The organism is Amycolatopsis sp. NPDC101161 (genome assembly GCF_044768185.1).
In the GTDB taxonomy this organism is placed as follows: domain Bacteria; phylum Actinomycetota; class Actinomycetes; order Mycobacteriales; family Pseudonocardiaceae; genus Amycolatopsis.
The window spans coordinates 964,618-984,096 of the sequence record NZ_JBIWPI010000003.1 but is presented as its reverse complement, the minus strand read 5'-3'; the positions used below and the strand labels follow the sequence as shown (position 1 = coordinate 984,096).

The 19,479-nt window shown below is 72.4% G+C and carries 20 protein-coding genes; 16 read left to right on the top strand and 4 right to left on the bottom strand.

Annotated features, from left to right (window positions below):
- Window positions 1-174 precede the first annotated feature (174 nt).
- The 12 genes from ACIRSS_RS26035 (at window position 175) to ACIRSS_RS25980 (ending at window position 10,117) form a co-directional block, all read left to right on the top strand.
- The gene (locus ACIRSS_RS26035; protein WP_400899237.1) at window positions 175-627 is read left to right on the top strand and encodes a hypothetical protein; all 453 of its coding nucleotides are present in this window, start codon (window positions 175-177) and stop codon (window positions 625-627) included.
- Window positions 628-637: 10 nt separating this feature from the next.
- Entirely contained in the window at window positions 638-1,078 is a 441-nt protein-coding gene (locus ACIRSS_RS26030; RefSeq protein ID WP_400899235.1) for a hypothetical protein, read from the top strand.
- Window positions 1,075-1,557: a hypothetical protein gene (locus ACIRSS_RS26025; RefSeq protein WP_400899233.1), complete on the top strand. Its 483-nt coding sequence runs from the start codon at window positions 1,075-1,077 to the stop codon at window positions 1,555-1,557. Before ACIRSS_RS26030 ends, ACIRSS_RS26025 begins: the two co-directional genes overlap by 4 nt.
- Entirely contained in the window at window positions 1,554-1,961 is a 408-nt protein-coding gene (locus ACIRSS_RS26020) for a hypothetical protein (RefSeq protein ID WP_400899231.1), read from the top strand. The genes ACIRSS_RS26025 and ACIRSS_RS26020 overlap by 4 nt, the downstream gene beginning before the upstream one ends.
- A gap of 94 nt (window positions 1,962-2,055) precedes the next feature.
- Window positions 2,056-2,409, top strand: coding sequence for a competence type IV pilus major pilin ComGC (locus ACIRSS_RS26015; protein ID WP_400899229.1), 354 nt, complete (start codon window positions 2,056-2,058; stop codon window positions 2,407-2,409).
- A 70-nt stretch (window positions 2,410-2,479) separates the two neighbouring features.
- A complete protein-coding gene (locus tag ACIRSS_RS26010) occupies window positions 2,480-3,568 on the top strand; it encodes a type IV pilus twitching motility protein PilT (protein WP_400899227.1) in 1,089 nt (362 codons plus the stop codon).
- Window positions 3,565-5,094, top strand: coding sequence for a GspE/PulE family protein (locus ACIRSS_RS26005; RefSeq protein WP_400899225.1), 1,530 nt, complete (start codon window positions 3,565-3,567; stop codon window positions 5,092-5,094). The genes ACIRSS_RS26010 and ACIRSS_RS26005 overlap by 4 nt, the downstream gene beginning before the upstream one ends.
- Entirely contained in the window at window positions 5,091-6,296 is a 1,206-nt protein-coding gene (locus ACIRSS_RS26000) for a type II secretion system F family protein (protein WP_400899223.1), read from the top strand. The genes ACIRSS_RS26005 and ACIRSS_RS26000 overlap by 4 nt, the downstream gene beginning before the upstream one ends.
- Window positions 6,296-6,736: a type II secretion system protein gene (locus tag ACIRSS_RS25995; RefSeq protein ID WP_400899221.1), complete on the top strand. Its 441-nt coding sequence runs from the start codon at window positions 6,296-6,298 to the stop codon at window positions 6,734-6,736. The genes ACIRSS_RS26000 and ACIRSS_RS25995 overlap by 1 nt, the downstream gene beginning before the upstream one ends.
- Window positions 6,730-7,353 carry a prepilin-type N-terminal cleavage/methylation domain-containing protein gene (locus ACIRSS_RS25990; RefSeq protein ID WP_400899219.1) on the top strand — a complete coding sequence of 208 codons (624 nt, stop codon included), beginning with the start codon at window positions 6,730-6,732 and terminating at the stop codon, window positions 7,351-7,353. The genes ACIRSS_RS25995 and ACIRSS_RS25990 overlap by 7 nt, the downstream gene beginning before the upstream one ends.
- Window positions 7,350-9,350, top strand: a complete 2,001-nt coding sequence (locus ACIRSS_RS25985) for a hypothetical protein (protein ID WP_400899217.1) — start codon at window positions 7,350-7,352, stop codon at window positions 9,348-9,350. The genes ACIRSS_RS25990 and ACIRSS_RS25985 overlap by 4 nt, the downstream gene beginning before the upstream one ends.
- Window positions 9,347-10,117 (top strand): prepilin peptidase, encoded by a 771-nt coding sequence (locus tag ACIRSS_RS25980; RefSeq protein ID WP_400899215.1) that lies wholly within the window; start codon window positions 9,347-9,349, stop codon window positions 10,115-10,117. Before ACIRSS_RS25985 ends, ACIRSS_RS25980 begins: the two co-directional genes overlap by 4 nt.
- Window positions 10,118-10,335: 218 nt before the next feature.
- On the opposite strand, the gene ACIRSS_RS25975 is transcribed toward ACIRSS_RS25980, so the two are convergent.
- Entirely contained in the window at window positions 10,336-11,184 is an 849-nt protein-coding gene (locus ACIRSS_RS25975; RefSeq protein WP_400899213.1) for a helix-turn-helix transcriptional regulator, read from the bottom strand.
- A 130-nt stretch (window positions 11,185-11,314) separates the two neighbouring features.
- Here ACIRSS_RS25975 and ACIRSS_RS25970 point away from each other — a divergent pair, with 130 nt between their 5' ends.
- The 3 genes from ACIRSS_RS25970 to ACIRSS_RS25960 are packed head-to-tail and all read left to right on the top strand — an operon-like array spanning window position 11,315 to window position 15,753.
- Window positions 11,315-12,175 carry an SDR family NAD(P)-dependent oxidoreductase gene (locus ACIRSS_RS25970; RefSeq protein ID WP_400899211.1) on the top strand — a complete coding sequence of 287 codons (861 nt, stop codon included), beginning with the start codon at window positions 11,315-11,317 and terminating at the stop codon, window positions 12,173-12,175.
- A 60-nt stretch (window positions 12,176-12,235) separates the two neighbouring features.
- On the top strand, window positions 12,236-14,209 hold the full coding sequence (locus ACIRSS_RS25965) for a hypothetical protein (protein WP_400899209.1): 1,974 nt from the start codon (window positions 12,236-12,238) through the stop codon (window positions 14,207-14,209).
- 2 nt (window positions 14,210-14,211) lie between these two features.
- Window positions 14,212-15,753 carry a hypothetical protein gene (locus tag ACIRSS_RS25960; protein WP_400899207.1) on the top strand — a complete coding sequence of 514 codons (1,542 nt, stop codon included), beginning with the start codon at window positions 14,212-14,214 and terminating at the stop codon, window positions 15,751-15,753.
- Window positions 15,754-15,772: 19 nt separating this feature from the next.
- On the opposite strand, the gene ACIRSS_RS25955 is transcribed toward ACIRSS_RS25960, so the two are convergent.
- Entirely contained in the window at window positions 15,773-16,018 is a 246-nt protein-coding gene (locus ACIRSS_RS25955; RefSeq protein ID WP_400899205.1) for a hypothetical protein, read from the bottom strand.
- A 73-nt stretch (window positions 16,019-16,091) separates the two neighbouring features.
- On the bottom strand, window positions 16,092-17,003 hold the full coding sequence (locus ACIRSS_RS25950; protein ID WP_400899203.1) for an NADP-dependent oxidoreductase: 912 nt from the start codon (window positions 17,001-17,003) through the stop codon (window positions 16,092-16,094).
- 78 nt (window positions 17,004-17,081) lie between these two features.
- On the opposite strand from ACIRSS_RS25950, the gene ACIRSS_RS25945 reads away from it, so the two are divergent.
- A complete protein-coding gene (locus ACIRSS_RS25945) occupies window positions 17,082-17,651 on the top strand; it encodes a TetR/AcrR family transcriptional regulator (protein ID WP_400899201.1) in 570 nt (189 codons plus the stop codon).
- Here ACIRSS_RS25945 and ACIRSS_RS25940 read toward each other — a convergent pair.
- Window positions 17,635-19,458, bottom strand: coding sequence for an OmpL47-type beta-barrel domain-containing protein (locus ACIRSS_RS25940; protein WP_400899199.1), 1,824 nt, complete (start codon window positions 19,456-19,458; stop codon window positions 17,635-17,637). The genes ACIRSS_RS25945 and ACIRSS_RS25940 overlap by 17 nt on opposite strands.
- Between the last annotated feature and the right edge of the window lie 21 nt (window positions 19,459-19,479).

Below are 19,479 nucleotides of genomic sequence, written 5' to 3'. Positions count from 1 at the left end.
AAGCAAGGGACATCGGTCCCTTTTGATCAGGCCGGTCGACCAGGGTCCACACAGGCCAGTAGCCCGGAGTGACGAACGTCTCCAATTCCGCACACTCTTCGTGACGGTCCACTTCGGACCAGCCGGCGCTTCCCGCCCCGGCGCTTCCCTCCCGTAACAGCCAAGGAGCTTTCCATGCGCAAGATCAGCAAGCGGTCCGCGGTCGTCCTGGGTGCCGCCGGCGCCGTCATCGTGGCCGGCGTCGCCTACGCGGCCTGGACCAGCACCGGCGCGGGCTCCGGCTCCGTCACCTCGACCACCTCGGTGAACTCGACGATCGGTTCCGACACCACGGGCACGCCGCTCTACCCGGGCGCGGCCAAGACGTTCACCGTCACGATCAACAACCCGAACGCCTACCCGGTCGTCGTGAACAGCATCAGCGCCGGTTCCTCCACCGCGACCGCCGGCGGCTGCGCGGCGGGCACCGTGACGAGCGGCGCGGTGAACAACCCCGGCAGCACCATCGCCGCGGGCGGGAACGCCGTCTACACCCTCACCGCCACGATGAGCGGCACCGCCACCGACGCGTGCCAGGGCGCGACGTTCACGCTGCCGCTGACCGCGACCCTCTCGTCGAACGCCTGATCCCGCGCCGATGTCCAGGTGGCGATTCGCCCTTCCGGCCGCGCTGGTCGTGGGCACGTGGCTCGCGATGGGCCCGTCGACACCGGCGCCGGCCGCGAACGGCAACGGCATCAAGCAGTTCGCCATCACCGACGTGCCCGGCCGGGCCACCGCACTCGTCCCCGGCGCCACCGGGACGCGGTGGGTCCGGCTGGGCAACGCCGAGAACTTCCCGATCCTCGTCCAGACGGTCACCACGACGGTCGGCAAGCCCGTCGACGGCGCCGGCCGGCCCGTCGCGGCCTGCCCGGCGTCGTCGGTGAAGGTCGACGCGCTGGCCGCGCCGGTCAAGGTCCCCGGCGACGGCACCGCCGACGTCGCGCTCACCACCCACCTGCTCGCCGGCGCGCCCGACGCGTGCCGCGGCCTCACCTTTCCCCTGACGTACACAGGAACGGCGGTCAAGCCATGAACAGCCCCACCCTGCGCCGCGCGGTCGTCGTCACCGCGGTGGTCGGCGCGACGCTGGGCGGCGGGATCGCCGTCGCGGCCTGGACGAGCTCCGGCTCGGGCTCGGCCACGGCGAAGGCCGGCACCGCGAGCGCCCCCACGACCGGCGTGGTGGACGCGTCGGCGATCACCACCGGCCTGCTCTACCCCGGCAGTACGGGCACAGCGAAGCTCCTGGTGACCAACCCCAATCCCTATCCGGTGGTGGTCTCCAGGGTGGCCGCCGGAACCGGTGCGCCGACCGGTTCCGGCGGTATCGGCACCTGCACGACGACCGGGGTGTCGTGGCGTTTCGACCAGACGCCGGGCACGGCGATCGCCGCCAACGGCAACGCGACCATCACCCTGACCGACGCGGTCGCCATGGCGTCCACTGTGGACGACGGTTGCCAGGGCGCGGCGTTCTCGATCCCGGTCGTGGTGACGGTGACGAGCCAATGAGCCGCATCCTGTTCGCCACGGCCGTGGCGGCCGCGCTCGCGGTCGGCGGCCTGGTCGCGATCGGCGACGCCCAGGCCGAGGCCGCCTGGCTCAAGAGCGGGACCGGGAACGCGGGCGCCAAGGCCTTGCAGCTCGCGGCGCCGGGTTCCTTCTCGGTCACCCCGGCGAAGTGCAACGGCAGCAACAAGTCGGTGAACATCAGCTGGGCCGCGGTCACGGGCGCGCTGAGCTACGAGATCTACGCGACCAACTCCGCCGGCGGCAACGGCCAAGTGCTCACCACCACGACCGCGACCGGCCTCACCAGCTACGACCTGCCGTACAAACCCGCTTTGATCACGGTGCGCGGCCTCAACAACAAGTGGCGCGGCCAGGCCACGACCGCCGCGACCGGTTGCCCCTGACGAGGTCCCCATGTCCGATCACACCGACCGCGGCCCGCCGGGCGGCGCGCACGACCTCGACCCGACCGAAAACCCGACAACCGAAGGAAATCCCATGTTGCAAAGACTTCGCGCCGCCCGGGGCAACCAGGACGGCTTCACCCTCATCGAACTGCTCATCGTCGTCGTGATCCTCGGCGTGCTCGCCGGGGTCGTCGTCTTCGCCGTGCAGGCGTTCAACGGCGATGGCAAGGCCGCCGCCTGCCAGGCGGACTTCAAGGCCGTCGAAACCGCCACCGAAGCGCAGTACGCGAAGACCGGGACCTACCCGGCCGACGTCACCGAACTGGTCACCAAGCACTACCTGCGCGACCCGCTGGCCCCGGCCGCCACGAGCGGCTACTCCATCACCACCGCCGCCGGGGTCGTCACCGCCACCGGTGCCTGCAGCAAGAGCTCGGGCTCCTGAGCACGGCCGCGGGGCGGGTGACGCGCCCGCCCCGCGCCGACCATCCACATCGGACACCCGGAGGCATCCCATGCCCACCCTGACCGGCAGCCGCGTCGACGGCCTGCTCGAAGCGCTGTGGCAGGCGCGTGGCACCGACCTGCTGCTCACCGCCGGACTGCCACCCCAGCTGCGGGTGCACGGTGACCTCTCCGCGGTTCCCGGCCACCCCGTCCTCACCGGCGAAGACACCGACGGCCTCCTCGCCGAGCTGCTCTCCGACGACCAAGCCCGCACCTGGCGCGCGGCGCACGAGTTCGACTTCTCCTTCAGCTGGCGCGACCACGCCCGCGTCCGCGGCAACGCCTTCACCCAGCGCGGGGACACCGTCGTCGCGCTGCGGATGATCCCGCGCCGCATCCCGGACATGACCGAGCTCGGCCTGCCGCCGGTCCTCACCGACTTCGCCCGGCGGCACCAGGGGCTCGTGCTCGTCACCGGGCCGACCGGCTCCGGCAAGTCGACGACGCTCGCCGCCGTCATCGACCGGATCAACCGCGAGCGCGCCTGTCACATCCTCACCGTCGAAGACCCGATCGAGTACGTCCACGAACACCGCCGCTCCGCGGTGAACCAGCGCGAGGTCGGCACCGACACCGAGTCGTTCCCCGCGGCCCTGCGCAGCGCGCTGCGGGAGGACCCCGACGTCCTGCTCGTGGGCGAGATGCGCGACCTCGAGTCCATCCGGTTCGCGCTCACCATCGCCGAAACCGGGCACCTCGTCTTCGCCACCCTGCACACCAACGACACCGCGCAGTCCCTCGCGCGGATGGTCGACGTCTTCCCGGCCGGCCAGCAGGAGCAGGTGCGCGTCCAGCTCGCCGCGGCGCTCACCGGCATCGTGCACCAGCGGCTGCTGCCCCGGATCGGCGGCGGGCTCGTCGCCGCCTTCGAGGTGCTCGTCGCGAACACGGCCGTGCGCAACCTCGTCAAGGAGGGCAAGCCGCACCAGCTGCGCAACGTGCTGGTGACCGGGCAGCGCGAAGGCATGGTGACGCTCGAGCAGTCCCTCTCGGCGCTCGTCGGCGCCGGGCTCGTCACGCCCGCCGACGCCGCCGCCCGCAGCCTCCACCCGCAGGACATCGACCCGCGTCCGCGACCGCGGAGCGTGCCGGCATGAGACTCCGCACCCAGCCCCGCACCGTCGACCTGCGCACGGTGACCCCGGACCGCGCCGCCGCCGACCTGCTCGGCGAGGCGAAAGCCCGCGAGCTCTGCGCCATCCCCCTGGCCGTCCGCGACGACTCCGTGCTCGTCGCGGTCGCCGACCCGGCCGCCGCGCCCGCGCTGCAGGACGCCCTCGGCCGCCCGGTGACCGTCGCCGTGGCCGCCCGGGCCGACATCCTCGCCACCATCGCCCGCACCTACCGCGCGCTCACCGGGATCGACCAGCAGGTCAAGGCGTTCGAGGCGCGGGACTCCGTGCGCCGCGACGCCGTGCGCGCCGACGCCCCGGCGACCGCGAACGACGACGCGCCGGTCGTGCACGTCGTCTCGCTGATGATCGCCCAGGCGCTGCGCGACCGCGCGTCCGACGTCCACGTCGAACCGCAGGACGACCGCGTGCGCGTGCGCTACCGCATCGACGGCGTGCTCCACGACGTCCTCGACCTGCCCGGCTCGATGGGGCCCGCGGTGGTCAGCCGGATCAAGATCCTCGCCGGGATGAACATCGTCGAGCGCCGCCGCCCGCAGGACGGCCAGATCAGCATGGACGTCGAAGAGCGGCCGGTGGACATGCGGGTGGCGACCACGCCGGTGGTCGGCGGGGAGAAGGTCGTGCTGCGGCTGCTGGACAAGAGCCGTCCGCTGTTCCGGCTGCCGCAGCTCGGCATGCCCGAGGAGATGGCGGCGCGGTATTCGGCGGTGCTGCGCTCGCCCTACGGCATGGTGATCTGCGCCGGGCCGACCGGCAGCGGCAAGACGACCACGCTCTACGGGTCGCTGGGCGAGCTCGACAGCGCCGAGCGCAACATCATGACCATCGAAGACCCGGTCGAGTACACCATGTCCTCGATCAACCAGATCCAGATCAACGAGCAGACCGGCGTCACCTTCGCCGACGGCCTCAAGTCGATCCTGCGGCAGGACCCGGACGTCATCCTGGTCGGCGAGGTCCGCGACGCCGACACCGCGCGCATCGCCGTGCAGTCCGCGCTGACCGGGCACTTCGTGCTCTCGTCGCTGCACGCCACCGACGCCGCGTCGGCGCTGCACCGGTTGCTGGACATGGGGATCGAGAACTTCCTGGTCGCCTCCTCGATCACCGCGGTGCTCGCGCAGCGGCTGGTCCGGCGGATCTGCCTGCGCTGCCGCGAGTACTACGAGCCCTCGGCCGAAGAACTGTCCTTTCTGGACTCGATGGGCGCGGACGGGCCGGCCGGCGGGTTCGTCCGCGGCGCCGGCTGCAACTTCTGCGCGCACACCGGGTTCCTCGACCGCACCGGCGTCTACGAGCTGATGCCGGTCGGCGAGGGGATCCGCTCGCTCGTGCTCGGCAACGCGCCGCACCACGAGGTCCACGAGCTGGCCCGCAAGGAGGGCATGCGGACGCTGCAGGACGAGGCGCTGCGGCTGATCGCCGAGGGCGTCACGACCCCGGCCGAGGTGCTGCGGTCGATCTACCTCAGCGGAGGGGCACGATGAACCGGTACGCCTACGTCGCCACCGGCCCGGACGGCACGCGCACCCGCGGTGTCCAGAAGGCCGCCGACGCCGATTCCGCCGTCCTCGCGCTCTACGAGCGGGAGCTGCGGGACATCGAGATCACGCAGAAGAAGAGCGTGCTGCAGCTGGAGCTGACGGCGCCGCGGGTCAAGCGCGAGGTCGTCATGCACCTCTCGCGCCAGCTCGGGGCTTTCGTCCGGGCCGGGCTGCCGCTGATCGACGCCGTGCGCATCCTCGGCGACGAGGCGTCGAACTCGACCGTGACGCGGATGCTGCGGCAGGTCGAGCAGGGACTGCGCGGCGGCGAACGGCTCTCGGACTGCGTCGACCGCCACCCGAAGATCTTCCCCGAGTTCTACCGCGAGATCCTGCGCTCGGCCGAGCTGAGCGGGCAGCTCGACGTCGTCCTCGACCAGCTCGCGAACTACCTCGAACGGGACCTCGAAGCCCGCCGCCGGATCAAGGCCGCGCTGATCTACCCGGCGATGATCGCGCTGATGTCGGTGGTGACGGTCGTCGTGCTGGCCACCTTCGTGCTGCCGCGGTTCAAGGCGTTCTTCGCGAGCCTGCACGCGACCCTGCCGCTGCCCACGCGGATGCTGCTGGCCGTCACCGACTTCCTCGGCGAGTGGTGGTGGGCGCTGCTCGCGGGCGGGTTCTTCCTCGGCCTGCTGTACGTCGTGGCGGTGCGCACGCCGTCCGGCCGGTACGCCCGCGACCGCGTCGTGCTGAGCCTGCCGGCGATCGGGCCGACCGTGCGGCACGCGCTGGTCGAGCGGTTCTGCCGCATCCTGTCGTCGATGGTCAGCGCCGGCGTGCCGCTGCCCGAAGCGCTGCGCGTCGCGACGGAGTCGTTGCGCAACCGCGTGTTCATGCGCGGGCTCGGCCGGGTCGGCGAGGCCGTGCTCGAAGGCGAGGGCCTCGCGCGCCCGCTCGCCGGCTCCGGGCTGCTGCCGGTGACGGCCGCGCAGATGATCCGCGTCGGCGAGGACACCGGCACGCTCGACACCCAGCTGGAGCTCACCGCCCAGTACTACGAGGGCGAGCTCGACTACCGGCTGAAGAAGCTCACGGCGTTGTTCGAGCCCGCCGTCATCGTGGTGATGGGCCTGCTCGTCGGCTTCGTCGCGGTCGCGCTGGTGTCGGCGATGTACGGCATCTTCAACCAGGTGCACATCTGATGACCGCCGACGACCGGGGCGAGAGCCTCCTGGAACTGCTGATCGCGGTCGCGATCATGGGGATCGCGGTCGTCGCGATCGTCGGCGGCATCGGCGTCGGGGTGGCGATGTCCGACGTCCACCGCAAGCAGGCGACCGCGGGCACCGCCGCCCGGGACTTCGGCGAGGCCGTGGTCACCAAGGTGATGGCCGGGGGCTACGTGCTGTGCGCGTCGCCGGCCAGCTACGCGACCCCGCCGGGGTACTCGGCGCCGACGGGCTTCACCAGCTCGGTGGCGTCCGTGCGGTACTGGGCGAGTGGCGCTTGGGCGAGCAGCTGCGGTACCGACAGCGGCCTGCAGCAGGTGACCGTCCGGGTCGCCAGCACCGACGGGCGCGCGAGCGAGCAGCTGGTCGTCGTCGTGCGGCGCGGGTGCGGGCTCAAGGACGCGCTGTGCTGAGCCGCCGCCCCGACGCCGGGTTCACCCTGGTCGAGCTGCTGATCGTGGTCGTGCTGCTCGGCGTGGTCGTCGCGCCCGCCGCCACCGCGGTGGTCACGTCGATCCGCACCAGCGACGCCACCTCCGCGCGGCTGGAGCTCTCGCACGACGCCCAGCAGAGCGCCGCGTTCTTCGCCCAGGACGTCGCCATGACGGGCCTGCGCGACTACTCGGGCCAGATCGCCAACGGCGCCGTGCCGTTCTCGCCGTCGGTCCAGCTCGACGCGGCCTACGACGCGGGCGGCCAGGTGTGCGGCACGGCCGCGACGCCGGTTTCGGCGCTGCGCCTGCTTTCCGACGACTGGGACACGAGCACCCCGGCCGCGACCCGCCGCACCGCGGTCGTCGCCTACTACCTCACCGGGACCGAGCTGCACCGCCTGCGCTGCCTCGCTTCCGCGGTGGTGGGCGACTCGGTCGTCGCGCACCACGTCCAGGCCGGCAGCCTCGCCGTGACGTGCGCCAGCACCTGCACCGCGGCCGACGTCCCGCTGTGGGTGCGGCTCGCCTTCACAGCCGCGTCGGACCGCGCCGACCCCTACCCCGTCACCCTCTTCGGCCAGCGGAGGCAGTCATGAAACGCCACGACGACCGCGGCGCGGCGCTGCCGCTGGTGCTCGTGCTGGTCACCGTGGTCGCCGTGGTGCTGGGCGCGGTGCTGTCGTTCGCCGAGACCAGCGTCCGCACCACGGTGAACCTGCGCGACCAGGCGTCGGCGGCGTACACGGCCGACGGCGCGCTGCAGGCCGCGATCAACGAGATCCGCAACAGCGGCTTCACCGGCGCGCCCGGCCAGCACTGCTTCGGCGCGTCCGACACGCTGACGCTGCCGTCGTTCGACGGCACCGACTCCGCGGCGGTGTCGTGCACCGCCGACCCGGCGAAGGTGCTGATCCAGTGCCCGTCGCTGAGCGCGTGCAACCGGCCGGGCAACGCGATCCTCACGCTCGGCACCGGGGGCGAGGACGGGGTCACCATCCAGCAGCCGACCGGGTCGTCGTTCCGGGTGCACGGGATCGTGTACTCGAACTCGACCATCAACGTCGTCAACGGGTCCCTCGACACGAACACGGCGGTCTACGCCCGCGCCGCCTGCTCCGGCACGATCCGGAGCACGCCCGCCGCGTCGTGCCGCTACGGCGGGTCGAGCCTCGGCGCCGACCCCGGCTACGCCCCGGCGCTCACTTCCGTCCCGCCGTACCGGAAAGTGCCGTCGTGCGGTGGCTCGGTCGTGACTTTCCAGCCCGGTTACTACGACGACGCCGCCGGGCTGTCCACGCTGATGTCCAACAGCAGCCCGTGCAAGAACAGCGTCTGGTGGTTCACGCCCGGGACGTACTACTTCGACTTCCACAACGGCGCGGCGGTCCGGCCGCCCTCCCTGCCCGCGGGCACCGACGTGTGGACGATCGACAGCGGCCGCCTGGTCGCGGGCACGCCGGTCGACGCGAGCGGCCGGATCCTGGCGGCACCGCCGGCGTCGGCGACGATCCCGGGCGCGTGCGACAACCCGATCGACGACGCGAAGGCGCAGGGTGTCCAGTTCGTCTTCGGCGGCGACAGCCAGCTCGCGGTGAAGGCCGGGCAGGCCGAGATCTGCGGCACGTACAGCGGCACCAAGCCGCCGGTCGCGCTGTACGGCCTGACCTCGGGCGCGGAAAGCCCGGTCACGACCACCCTCACGCCGACCGGGGTCACGCCCGGGTCCTTCACGAACGCCACGCCCGCTCTTTTGTCCACTGTAGATAGTCAGGCGGCGACCTGGACCAACAACGGCAACGGCAACCAGAGCGCGACGGTCACCGCCACCGGATACGCGCCGCCCGCGGCGATCCCGGCGGGGTCGATCCTCACTTCCGCCCGCGCACGCGTGGTGCACGGCAACGACAACGGGGCCACCCAGGACAACCTGAGCGTGCAGCTCACCACCGCGAGCGGCACGACCGGGCCGGTCATCGTTCAGCCCTACACGGACAAGGCGCTGCACACCGACTACGCCGACTTCACCAGTGCGCTGTCGCAGCAGGTCTACGACGGGTCGTTCACCGGCGCGCAGCTGGCCTACACGGCGGCCGTGAAGCACAAGGGCACCGAGTCGGTGGACGCGCTGCAACTCGAGCTCACCTACACGCCGCCCGCCCTGCGCGCGGAAAGCGGCTGCACGCAGCTGGTGTACACGAGCAGCTCCGCGTGCGCGCTGGTGACGTCGGTGAACAACTCGGGCAACCGGTTCTACGTCCAGGGCACCACGTACGCCCCGAAGGCGGTCCTGGACGTCACGCTCAACAACGCCACCGAGCCGATCTTCCGGTTCGGCGTCATCGCGCGGTCGTTGCAGGTGAAGCTGACCGGCAGCGTGACGTTCACCGGCGCGGTCATCGAGGTGCCGGACGACTCCCCCGGGTTCGTCTTCGGCGTCTACCTGAGCGCTTACGTCTGCCCCGGCGCGGGCTCCTGCGCGCCGGGCGGGACGGCGGCCGCGCGGGCGCGAGTGGCCTATGTGGACGGTGATCCGGCGCGTCCGGTGCCGGGGTCGCGGCAGGTGTCGGTGCTGAGCTGGTCGGGTGCCCGGTGATCGCCGCCGTCGCGGGCGTGCTCGGCCTGCTGGTCGGCTCGTTCCTGAACGTCGTGGTCCACCGGGTCCCGCGCGGCGAGTCGGTGGTCAGCCCGCCGTCGCGGTGCCCGGGCTGCGGGCAGGGGATCCGGGCGCGGCACAACGTCCCGGTGCTGGGCTGGCTCGTCCTGCGCGGCCGCTGCGCCGGCTGCGGCGACCGGATCAGCGTCCGCTACCCGCTGGTCGAGCTCGGGACGGCGGCGGTGTTCGTCCTGCTGGCGGCGCGGATCGCGCTGCCGGACCTGCCGGCGTACCTCTACTTCGGGGCGATCGGGATCGCGCTGGCCCTGATCGACGTCGACACGCGGCGGCTGCCGAACGCGCTCGTGCTGCCGTCGTACCCGGTGCTCGCGCTGCTGCTGACGGCGTCGGCCTGGTGGCAGGGTGACTGGTGGTCGCTGGTCCGCGCGCTCCTGGGCGGCACGGCGCTGTTCGGGTTCTACCTGCTGCTGGCGATGGCGTACCCGAGGGGCATGGGCTTCGGCGACGTCCGGCTGGCGGGACTGATCGGCGGCGTCCTGGCGTACGTGTCGTGGGAGGCGCTGGTGTTCGGCGCCTTCGGCGGGTTCCTGCTGGGCGCGCTGGCGGGGGTGGCGGTCCTGGCCCGCGGCGGCGGCCGCAAGACGGCGTTGCCGTTCGGGCCGTTCATGCTCGCGGGGGCGCTGGTCGCGCTGTTCGCGGCCGCGCCGCTGGCGCAGGCGTACTTGCGGTTCACCGGGCTGGCTTGAGCCAGGCTTTCCCGACGCGGGCGACCGCCCTGCCCCGGCCGCCCACAACGCAGCCGCGGCGGCGGCTTCCGAGCCGTCCACGGCCACCACGACCGGCGGATTCACGAGTGCGGCCACGGGTTTCCCGCCGGGGTTCGGCTGCGATCCCGACAGCAGGGAGCGGACGAGCGCGAGACTGTTGCCGTTCGTCCCCCGAGGCCCGGGACGTCCGGCCGCGCTTACTCCGCGGCGAAGCTCTCCGTGCCGAGCACCGCGAGCAGCGCCAGCTTCTCGTGGCTCTCAGTCCCCGGCGTCGCGGTGAAGACGAGCAGCGACTGGCCTTCGTCCGGCTCCAGCAGCACCTGGCAGTAGAGGTCGAGCCGCCCGACCTGCGGGTGGGTGAACCGCTTGGTTTCGCTCCAGCGCAGGCCCACTTCGTGGCGTTCCCACAGCCCGGCGAACTCGTCGCTGGTGCGTCGCAGGACTTCGGCCAGCTCCGCCGCCGCCGAGCCGGGTCCGTCGCGCGTGACCGCTCCGCGCAGCTGTGCGACGGTGATCCGGCTGTTCTTCTCGTGCTCGGAAGGGTCGTACCGCGCGCGAGCGGCCGGGTCGGTGAACCAGCGGTACGCCGCGCTGCGGGCGTTCCCCGTGTAGCCGGTCTCGTCGCCGAGCAGTGCCACCGCGGACGGCGTCTGCAGCAGCGTCTCGCCCAGCGGGCCCAGCACCTGGGCGGTGGTGCCCGCCAAGCCGTCCATGATCCGCATCAGGCCGGGGCTCACGTGCCGGGCCCGCAGCTCGCGCCGGGCGGCGCGGTAGCCGGCGAGCAGGAACAGGTGATCGCGCTCGGCGGGCGTCAGCCGCAGGCCGCGGGCGATGGCCGCGACCATCGGCTCCGACGGCTGCGGCCCGGTGCCGCGTTCCAGCCGGGCGAAGTAGTCGGCGGACATGGCGCACAGCTGCGCCACCTCCTCGCGTCGCAGGCCCGGCGCGCGGCGGCGGTGCCCGCGGCCGAGCCCGACGTCCTCCGGTTGCAGTGCCGCGCGCCGGGCGCGCAGGAACGCGCCCAGTGAGGCGAGGTCGAAGCTCATGGTCACCATCGTCGACCAACGAACCCGGCTTAGCCACGGTCTGCGAGTCAGTGGCTGAGCGCGTCCTTCCGCCCGTCGTGGCCGCCGCGTTCACTCGCCGAATCGATCGGACTTCGAGTGAGGAGCGGAAATGACCAAGTGGACGACGGACGACCTGCCGGACCTGGGCGGGCGGACGGTGGGGGTCACCGGTGCGGGCCGCGGCCTGGGGCTGATCACGGCGCGGGAGCTCGCCCGCGCCGGCGCCCGGGTCGTGCTGGGGGTGCGGGACGTCGGCAAGGCCCGCGCGGCGGTCGCCGGCCTGCCCGGCACCTTCGACGTCCGGCCGCTGGACGTGGCGGACCTGGCGTCGGTGCGGGCGTTCGCGGGCTCGTGGTCCGGCCCGCTCGACGTCCTGGTCAACAACGCCGGCGTGATGGACGTCCCCGCCGCGCGGACGGCCGACGGGCTCGACCGGCAGACCACCACCAACCACACCGGCCCGTTCCTGCTGACGAACCTGCTGCTCGGGCACGTCACCGACCGGGTCGTGCACGTCACCAGCCAGCTGCACCGGCAGGGCAAGCTCGACCTCGGCGACCTGGACTGGCGGACGCGCGACTACCACGGGATGGCCGCCTACCGGGCGTCGAAGCTGGCGGTGGTCCTGTTCTCCCTGGAGCTGCAGCGCCGGCTGGACGCGGCGGGCAGCCCGGTCCGCTCGGTGCTGGCCAGCCCGGGGATCGCGCGCACCGCGCTGGCCGCGCATTCGCGGTCGAACGTCGTCAACCGCTTCAAGTTCCTCACCAACTCACCGGAACAGGGCGCGCTGTCGGTGCTCTACGCCGCCACGGCGGACGTACCCGGCAACGCCTACGTCGGGCCGGACGGACCGGGCGGCCTGCGCGGCGGCCCGGCGGTGCGCCGCGCGGGCAAGGCCGGCCTCGACGCGGAGCTGGCCCGCCGCCTGTGGGACGCGACCGACGGCCTCCTGAACACGGCAAACCGGTGAAGCGGGACGGGATTTCGCGTTCGCTCGTATCCGGCACCGGTACCTCCTACTCTCACAGGAGTGGACGGCATCGACAGTCTCCGGCACGCGATCGAGACAATTCCCATTCCCGGCGCCCCGCCCCGCCTGTCGCGGCAAGGGGCCGCCGTCGGGCTGGCCCTGCTCGACACGTCCTTGCGGCTCAACCACGTGCGCCGGCCCACCGAGCGGCTGACCGTCGTCGAGCACGGCACCGCCCGGCGCAGCACCGAGGTCGACGTCAGCCTGAAGCTGCTCGACGAAGGCCAGCGGCAGGCCACCGCGCAGCTGCAGGACCTGATCGGCCGCGAACACGGCGAGCGCGCCGCGTCCAGACCCGTGCGGCAGCGGTCCCTGTGGGTGCCGCTCGCCCGGCTGCCGCGCCGGGACGTCTCCCCCGTCGACGTCTTCGACAGCTCCGGCCAGAAGCTGCCGCGGCTGACGCAGCACGAGGCGTCCCGGCTCGTCGCCGCCGGGCTCTACCGGCTGCTGCGCGGGATCCTGGCCAGCGACGAAAACGCGCAGACCGCCAAGCACGAGCTGAACACCTTCCTGTTCCAGGTGCACGAGCCCCGCTGGCTCATCCAGCAGGCGCTGCTGACGCTGCTCACCGAACGGAACCACCCCGAACAGGAATTCACGCTCGCTCCGGCGAGCGGCACCATGCCCGGGTACGGGCGCCAGTGCCGGGAACTGGCGCTGGACATCCTCGCCGGCTACTCGGAACTGCTGGTCGAATACGCGTACCTGCTCAACGTCGCCGTCCGCGACTACATGCTGGTGGTCGCCCTCGACGACTCGGTCGAGGAACACCGGCTCAGCTACGAAACGCCGTTGCACGTCGACGCGCGACGGCCCGTCGCGCAGGAGCAGTGGCGGCGGCTCGCCTCCAGCCGGCGCGGCTACGTCGTGAGCTACGAGACCACGATCCCGGCGACGCTGAAGTCCTACCACCTGGTGGCCCGCACCGCGCCGGAAGCCGAGATCTCGCGGATGTACCTGTCCACCGACGCCGACCAGCACCAGGTCGACGGGCTGGCCGAAGACCTGGTCTCGCTGGCCGAACGGCAGGACGCGGCGCCGCTGCAGGAAGCCGACGGCGCCCGGCACAAGATCCTCGAGCTGCAGGCGCAGACCGTGCTGCGCCGGCTCGCCGACCTGCTGCGCCGCCGCAAGTGGGAGGCCGGCCAGTCCGGGGTGGAGCTGTCCTCGCTCAGCCTGCCCGCCTGCCACAAGCTCGCCGCCGCGGCCACGACCGGCGAGGCGGTCCGGACCGACTCGGGCGAGCTGGACAACTCGCTGCGGCGCCACCCCGAGTTCACCGCCGCGAACCTGCGGGAGGCCGCACGCGAGCTGACCGACCGGGAGTTCGGGCAGGACCTCGTGCTGGTCACCGGCATCGCCGAAGACGAGGCCCGCGCGTACTGGCGCCGCTCCGGCGGCCGCGACCCGCGCGGCGACCACGTCCGGGTGCGCGCGACGCTCGTGCTCAAGGACTCCACGAAGTCCGGCCCGCTCAACGTGACGTTCTACGCGCTGGCCGTCGCGGCGGTTTCGTTCGTGCTCGGCTGGATGCTCGTGGGCAGCCCGTGGCCGTACGGCCGGGCCGCCACCGAAGCGCTCGGCCACATCGGCGACGGCCAGTCGGTGATCACCATGCTGCTGCTGTTGCCCGGTTTCCTCTACAGCCGCCTGTCGCTGCCGCCGCGCCGGACCGTGCTCGGCTACCTCGGGACGCTGCCGCAGGCGCTCGTCCAGCTGAGCATCGCGGCCGTCGCCGCGTTCGCCGCGGCCGTGGCGACGCAGAGCCGCGGCGAAGTCGTGCAGGCCACGCTCACGGTCGCGGTGGGGCTGCCGGTCCTCGCGGCGCTGGTGCTGTTCGGCCAGGCGTCGTGGCGCGAGTCGGCGATCCCGTTGTCGCGCATCGGGGCGCCGCGGTGGGCCGGCACCGGCGCGTGGGACCGCCGCAAGCCGCTGGAAGCCGACGTCCGGTTCGACTCGTCCGGGGGGTGGTGAAGGTGCGCAGCCAGCGCGTCTCCGTGCGGAACGTGGCCGACCTCGCGCGGGCCGGCTTCGAGATCGCGCGGCAGCCGGTGACCAAAGTGGACTTCGAGGTGCACCACGCGCTGGCCCGCCACGGCTACCTGCGCGACCTCGTGTCCGCGGACGCCGACAGCGCGGTGTTCCTCGAGACGCTGTGCTCGGCCACGAACGGCGCCGGCGTCGTGATCGGCACCCGCACGCGGAAACCCTTGGACGGCACCGAAGCCATCGAGCACAGCGACGGCCGGCAGCCGGCGGAGCGTCCGGAGGAGAACGCGGGCAGCTGGGTCTTCCGCCAGACGACCTCGCCCAACCCGACGTTCATCTACGAGTCCGCGCAGACGTTCGAGGGCCTGATCGCGGTCGACCCGGGCGCGCGCGAGGTGTGCGAGTGGCACGGCCTGGCCGTCCGCGACCTGGTGCGCGAGATCTCCGACGCGGCGTCGGCGCTGATCGACGCGCCGCTGCTGTCGCTGCAGTGCCCGGCCCAGCTGCCGACGATCGTGAAGACCCGCAACCACGACCTGAGGACCCGCAAGGAGGTGGCGCCGCCGTGCTCGTCGCTGGCGGTCCGGTTCGCGATCGCGCTGCGGGACGTCTCCGCGGCGGCGCGGTTCGAGCTGGCCGACCGGTTCCGGGAGCTGTGCGAGAAGCACGGGTACAGCTTCTGGCTCGCCGACACGCGGCCGGGGCACCGGCAGGGCAACTGGTTCGAGGTCTACCACGCCGACGGCGAGTTTTCCCCGCTGTACAAAGGCGATCTCCGGTCCCGCCAGCGGATCGGGACGTGCCTGCCGGTGACGTTCGTCGGCCCGGCGCGGATCGGCTCGACGCACGCGATCGTGTCGTTCCTGCAGCGCTACCCGCAGGTCGGGGTCGTCGGCTGCGCGGGCACGACGCTGTCGGACGTGGCGTTCGTCCACCTCCAGCTGTCGATCCAGGGCGTCGCGGCGGACCGGCTCAACCGCATCCTGACGAAGCTGCTGGGCGAGTCGACGACCCCGGCCCGCCCGCACAAGCTGCTGCGCGAGCTGTTCAAGCGCCTCGGCCTGCCCCCGGACCCGGAGGAGGCGAGCGGGTCGTCCGCCGACCCGACGGCGGACTACCAGACGTTCGCGGGCCCGGCGCTGCCGTACCGCCCGTACCAGATGCCGGAGAGCATGGCGGTGTGGGTGTCGTGGGAGATCGCCCGCCAGCACCGCGGCCTGGCGGCGCCGCTGGAGTGCCTGTACCGGGCGTTGGCCCAGGTGGCCTCGGCGGGCGACCTGGCGACGGTCGAGTACCTGATCTGCCGGGCGACGGAGCAGTCGGTGGTCCGCGGGAAGGCGAAGCTGGCGGTGCCGAAGTCGGTGCTGAAGCAGTTCACGGCGGGCGGGGTGGAGGTGCCGGCGGCCAAGCTGTGCGCGTCGCTGGAGGAGGCTTGGAAGGCGCAGGTGGACCGGTCGGGGGTCGACGGGGTGAGCGAGCTGACGGTGGCTTGGCGCGAGTCGTGGCTCGGCCACTGGACGTACTCGTGAGACCTTGCGGCTCGCCGAGCTACCGCACGGCGCCGACGTAGAGGACGATCCCGAGGCCGAGCACGATCAGCGGGATGACCACCAAGGTCCAGGTCAGCAGCCGCTTCAGCTTGTAGATGGCCACCAACGTCTCGTACTTCATCTGGAGGTCGGCTTCGTCGACGTCGTCCGCCTGGAGAATCCGGCTGACCACCTGATCCATTTCCGTGCCGGACCGCACCTCGTGGGCGGCCATGATGCCGAGCTGCGCGAGTGTTTCGGCCATCGCGGTGATCTCCTGTCGGTTCGCCTGCTCCTCGCAGGTCGCCGACGACGGGCCGGCCGTTACGGCCGGTCCGTCACAGGGTCAGCACCACCTTGCCGTGGACGTGGCGCCCCGCCTGCAGTTCCACCGCCTCCCGCACCCGCTCGAGCGGGAACGTCGCCGCGATCGGGACCACCAGCTCGCCCGCCGCGATCGCGTCCGTGATCTGCTTCAGCTCGGCCGGGCCCGCGTCGATGCCGCCCGTCGCTCGGACTCCGCCCGGTGGGTTCGGGCCCGCCGCGATCGTCGAGATCCGCGAAGGCGGCACTCCCAGCGAGAGGGCCGCCGACGCCGTCTCCGTGCCGAACAAGTCCGTCGCCGCCGTGGGCTCGAAGGCGCGTACCCGGTCCGCCAAGCCCGGGCCGTAGGCCACCGGCTCCGCTCCCAGCTCGCGCAGGAACTCGAACGTCGCCGGGGACGCCGTTCCGATCACCCGCGCGCCCATCGAGCGGGCCAGCTGGACCGCGAACACCCCCACGCCGCCCGCCGCGCCGCCGATCAGGACCGTGTCCTCCGGCCGCAGGTCGATCGCCGCCAAGGCCGCCGCGGCCGTGAGACCGGCCACCGGGAGCGTGGCCGCCACGAGGTCGGAGATGCCCTCCGGAGTCGGCCAGAGCGTCTCGGCCGGCGTCCGCACCACCGCGAAGTCGGCCGCCGCCGCGGCCATCACGCCGCCGAACACCCGCTGCCCGACCGAAAAGCCCGTCGCGCCGGGGCCGACCTCGTCGACCACCCCCGCCAGGTCGTAACCGAACCCCGCCGGCACCGTCACCCCGAACTGCGCCGCCAGGTCCCGGTGGGTCGCCAGCCCCCAGTCCATCGGGTTCAGGCCGGCCGCCGCCACGCGGACGCGGATCTCCCCCGGCCCCGCGTGCGGCTCTGGTACCTCGCGCACTTGCAGGACTTCGGGACCGCCGAACTCTTCGTAAACCACCGCACGGCTCACGGGCCACCTCCGAGTGATGAGACTTGGTCCCATCACCGTACACGAGATGACGGGACCAAGTCCCGTACACTCGGGGACATGGCCCGCTGGCAGCCCCACGCCCCGGAACGGCTCGTCGTCGCCGCGCTCGACCTGTTCGAGGAACGCGGCTACGAGAACACCACCGTGATCGAGATCGCCGAACGCGCCGGGCTGACGAAGAGCACCTTCTTCCGGCACTTCCCCGACAAGCGCGAGGTGCTCTTCGGCGGGGACGCGATGGCCGGGCTCCTCGCCGACGGCATCGCCGACGCCCCGGCCGGCGCCACCCCGCTCGAAGCCGTCGCCCACGCCCTGGACACCGTCGGCCGGCAAGCCTTCACCCCCGAACGCCGTGAGTTCAGCGCCCGGCGGCGGGCGGTCATCGCCGCCAACCCGGAACTGCGGGAACGCGAAGCGCTCAAGGGCCTCGGGCTCACCGCGGCGATGGCCGAAGCCCTCGAACACCGCGGTGTCCCCGACCCGGCCTCACGCGTGGCCGCCCAGCTCGGCGCGCTCGTCATGACGCTCGCCTACGAACGCTGGTGCGACCCCGCCGAGAAAACCGAGTTCGGCGAGGCCGCACGAGACGCTCTCCGCGACGTGCAAGCGGCTACAGCGGCTTCCTGACATCGTTGGCCCGGGCGCCGGCGGTGGGAGCGCCGCCGATGTCCGACTCGATCGCCGCCGTCACGATGCGGTTGCGGTCACCCGAGGACAGCACCCCGGTGCCGACCAGCTCCTGGGTCACCGCCTTGACGTGCTTGACGAACCGGTCGTGCGACGCGTACTCCGCGTTCGCGTCGATGACGTCGTTGATCGTGCAGCCGTTGCCGATGTCGATGTTCTCGACCTGGCTGTCGATCTCGCCGATCACCACGGTCTCCCGGGTGTCCGAGACCGGGCAGGCGTCCGGTGGCGGCGGGGCCGCGACCACCGTGAACGTCCCGGGCGCCTCCGCCGAGACGTTCCCGGCGACGTCCGTGGCCCGCGCCCGCACCGTGTGCTCGCCCAGCGCGGTCAGCACCACCGGCGCGGTGTACCGCGTCCACGATCCACTGTCCACTTCGTACTCGATGGAGGCCACCCCGGACTCCGGGTCGACGGCGGACAGCGTCACGGTGGCCTGCCCGACGAAGTCCCAGTTGCCGTCCTGGTTCCCGGTCACCTGCATCGAGACCACCGGCGCCGTCGTGTCGCCGCCCGCCACGACGGTGAACGCCACGCTCCCCTCGGGAGACGCGTTCCCGGCGACATCGCGAGCGCGGTAGCCCACCGTGTGCGCTCCGGCCGACGAAACCTGCACCGGCGCGGAGTAAGCCGTCCACACTCCACTGTCTACTTTGTACTCCACCGCGGCGACGCCGGACCCGGTGTCCGAAGCCGTCACCGTGACCACGGCCTTGCCGACGTAGTTGCCGTCCGCGTCCTGGGTCCCGGCCACCGAAGCCGAGACGGTCGGCGCGGTCGTGTCGCGCTTGACCACGGTGAAGCTCGACATGCCCTCCGGTGAGGTGTTCCCGGCGGTATCGGTCGCGCGGAAGTGGACCATGTGCGCGCCCGCCCCGGTCACCGCGACCGGCGCCGAGTACGGCGTCCACGCGCCACCGTCCAGCTGGTACTCCACCGAAGCGACCGCGGAATCGGCATCGGTCGCCGTCAGGGTGACCGTGGCGACGTCGAGGTAGTTGCCCGCCGAGTCGCGGTCGCCCGCGAGAGAAGCGGTCACCGTCGGCGGCGTCGTGTCGCCCTGCCCTTCGACGACGGTGAAGTGCGCCATCCCCTCCGGAGACGTGTTCCCGGCGACGTCGGTGGCCCGGTAGTGCAGCATGTGCATGCCCACCGCGGAAACCACCACCGGCGCCGAGTACGTGGTCCACGTGCCGCCGTCGAGCTGGTACTCGACCGACGCCACGCCGGAGCCCGCGTCGGTGGCCGACAGCGAAACCGTGGCCGACTCGATGTAGTTGCCCGACGGGTCGCGGTCCCCCGCCACGGACGCGGTCACGACCGGCGCGGTCGTGTCGCCACCGCCGTCGGAGACGACGAACTCCCCCACCATCGCCGTGTGGCCGGGGATCGTGCAGAAGTACCGGTACTTGCCCGGCGTGAGCGTCACGACGGCCTCGTGCCGGCCGTTCTGGGGGTCGAACGGGTTGGCCAGGATGTTCAGCGAGACGTCGTGGTTGTAGCCCGGCGTCGACGTGTCGAACGTCAGGGTGTGCGACATCCCCGTCGTGTTGCCGGTGGCTTCGCTGTTCTCGAAGACGATCGTGGTCTCGCCGGGCAGCGCGCCGCTGGGCGCGGACGCGTATTCGGTGGTGCTGTTGCTCCCGGTCCAGGTCAGCGTCTGGACCGGCGCCGCCACGGCGGGTGTGGCCAGTCCGAGCAGCACCAGGAACGCGGCCAGCAGCGCGGCGATCGGTCGTGGGGACATCGCGGGAAAACCTTCCTGGGA

Coding starts and splice junctions, on each gene's coding strand:
- ACIRSS_RS25985 (WP_400899217.1), top strand. CDS start 7,350: ATGAAACGCCACGACGACCGCGGCGCGGCGCTGCCGCTGGTGCTCGTG.
- ACIRSS_RS26010 (WP_400899227.1), top strand. CDS start 2,480: ATGCCCACCCTGACCGGCAGCCGCGTCGACGGCCTGCTCGAAGCGCTG.
- ACIRSS_RS26005 (WP_400899225.1), top strand. CDS start 3,565: ATGAGACTCCGCACCCAGCCCCGCACCGTCGACCTGCGCACGGTGACC.
- ACIRSS_RS26020 (WP_400899231.1), top strand. CDS start 1,554: ATGAGCCGCATCCTGTTCGCCACGGCCGTGGCGGCCGCGCTCGCGGTC.
- ACIRSS_RS26000 (WP_400899223.1), top strand. CDS start 5,091: ATGAACCGGTACGCCTACGTCGCCACCGGCCCGGACGGCACGCGCACC.
- ACIRSS_RS25945 (WP_400899201.1), top strand. CDS start 17,082: ATGGCCCGCTGGCAGCCCCACGCCCCGGAACGGCTCGTCGTCGCCGCG.
- ACIRSS_RS26035 (WP_400899237.1), top strand. CDS start 175: ATGCGCAAGATCAGCAAGCGGTCCGCGGTCGTCCTGGGTGCCGCCGGC.
- ACIRSS_RS25995 (WP_400899221.1), top strand. CDS start 6,296: ATGACCGCCGACGACCGGGGCGAGAGCCTCCTGGAACTGCTGATCGCG.
- ACIRSS_RS25955 (WP_400899205.1), bottom strand. CDS start 16,018: ATGGCCGAAACACTCGCGCAGCTCGGCATCATGGCCGCCCACGAGGTG.
- ACIRSS_RS26030 (WP_400899235.1), top strand. CDS start 638: ATGTCCAGGTGGCGATTCGCCCTTCCGGCCGCGCTGGTCGTGGGCACG.
- ACIRSS_RS25975 (WP_400899213.1), bottom strand. CDS start 11,184: ATGAGCTTCGACCTCGCCTCACTGGGCGCGTTCCTGCGCGCCCGGCGC.
- ACIRSS_RS26025 (WP_400899233.1), top strand. CDS start 1,075: ATGAACAGCCCCACCCTGCGCCGCGCGGTCGTCGTCACCGCGGTGGTC.
- ACIRSS_RS26015 (WP_400899229.1), top strand. CDS start 2,056: ATGTTGCAAAGACTTCGCGCCGCCCGGGGCAACCAGGACGGCTTCACC.
- ACIRSS_RS25970 (WP_400899211.1), top strand. CDS start 11,315: ATGACCAAGTGGACGACGGACGACCTGCCGGACCTGGGCGGGCGGACG.
- ACIRSS_RS25940 (WP_400899199.1), bottom strand. CDS start 19,458: ATGTCCCCACGACCGATCGCCGCGCTGCTGGCCGCGTTCCTGGTGCTG.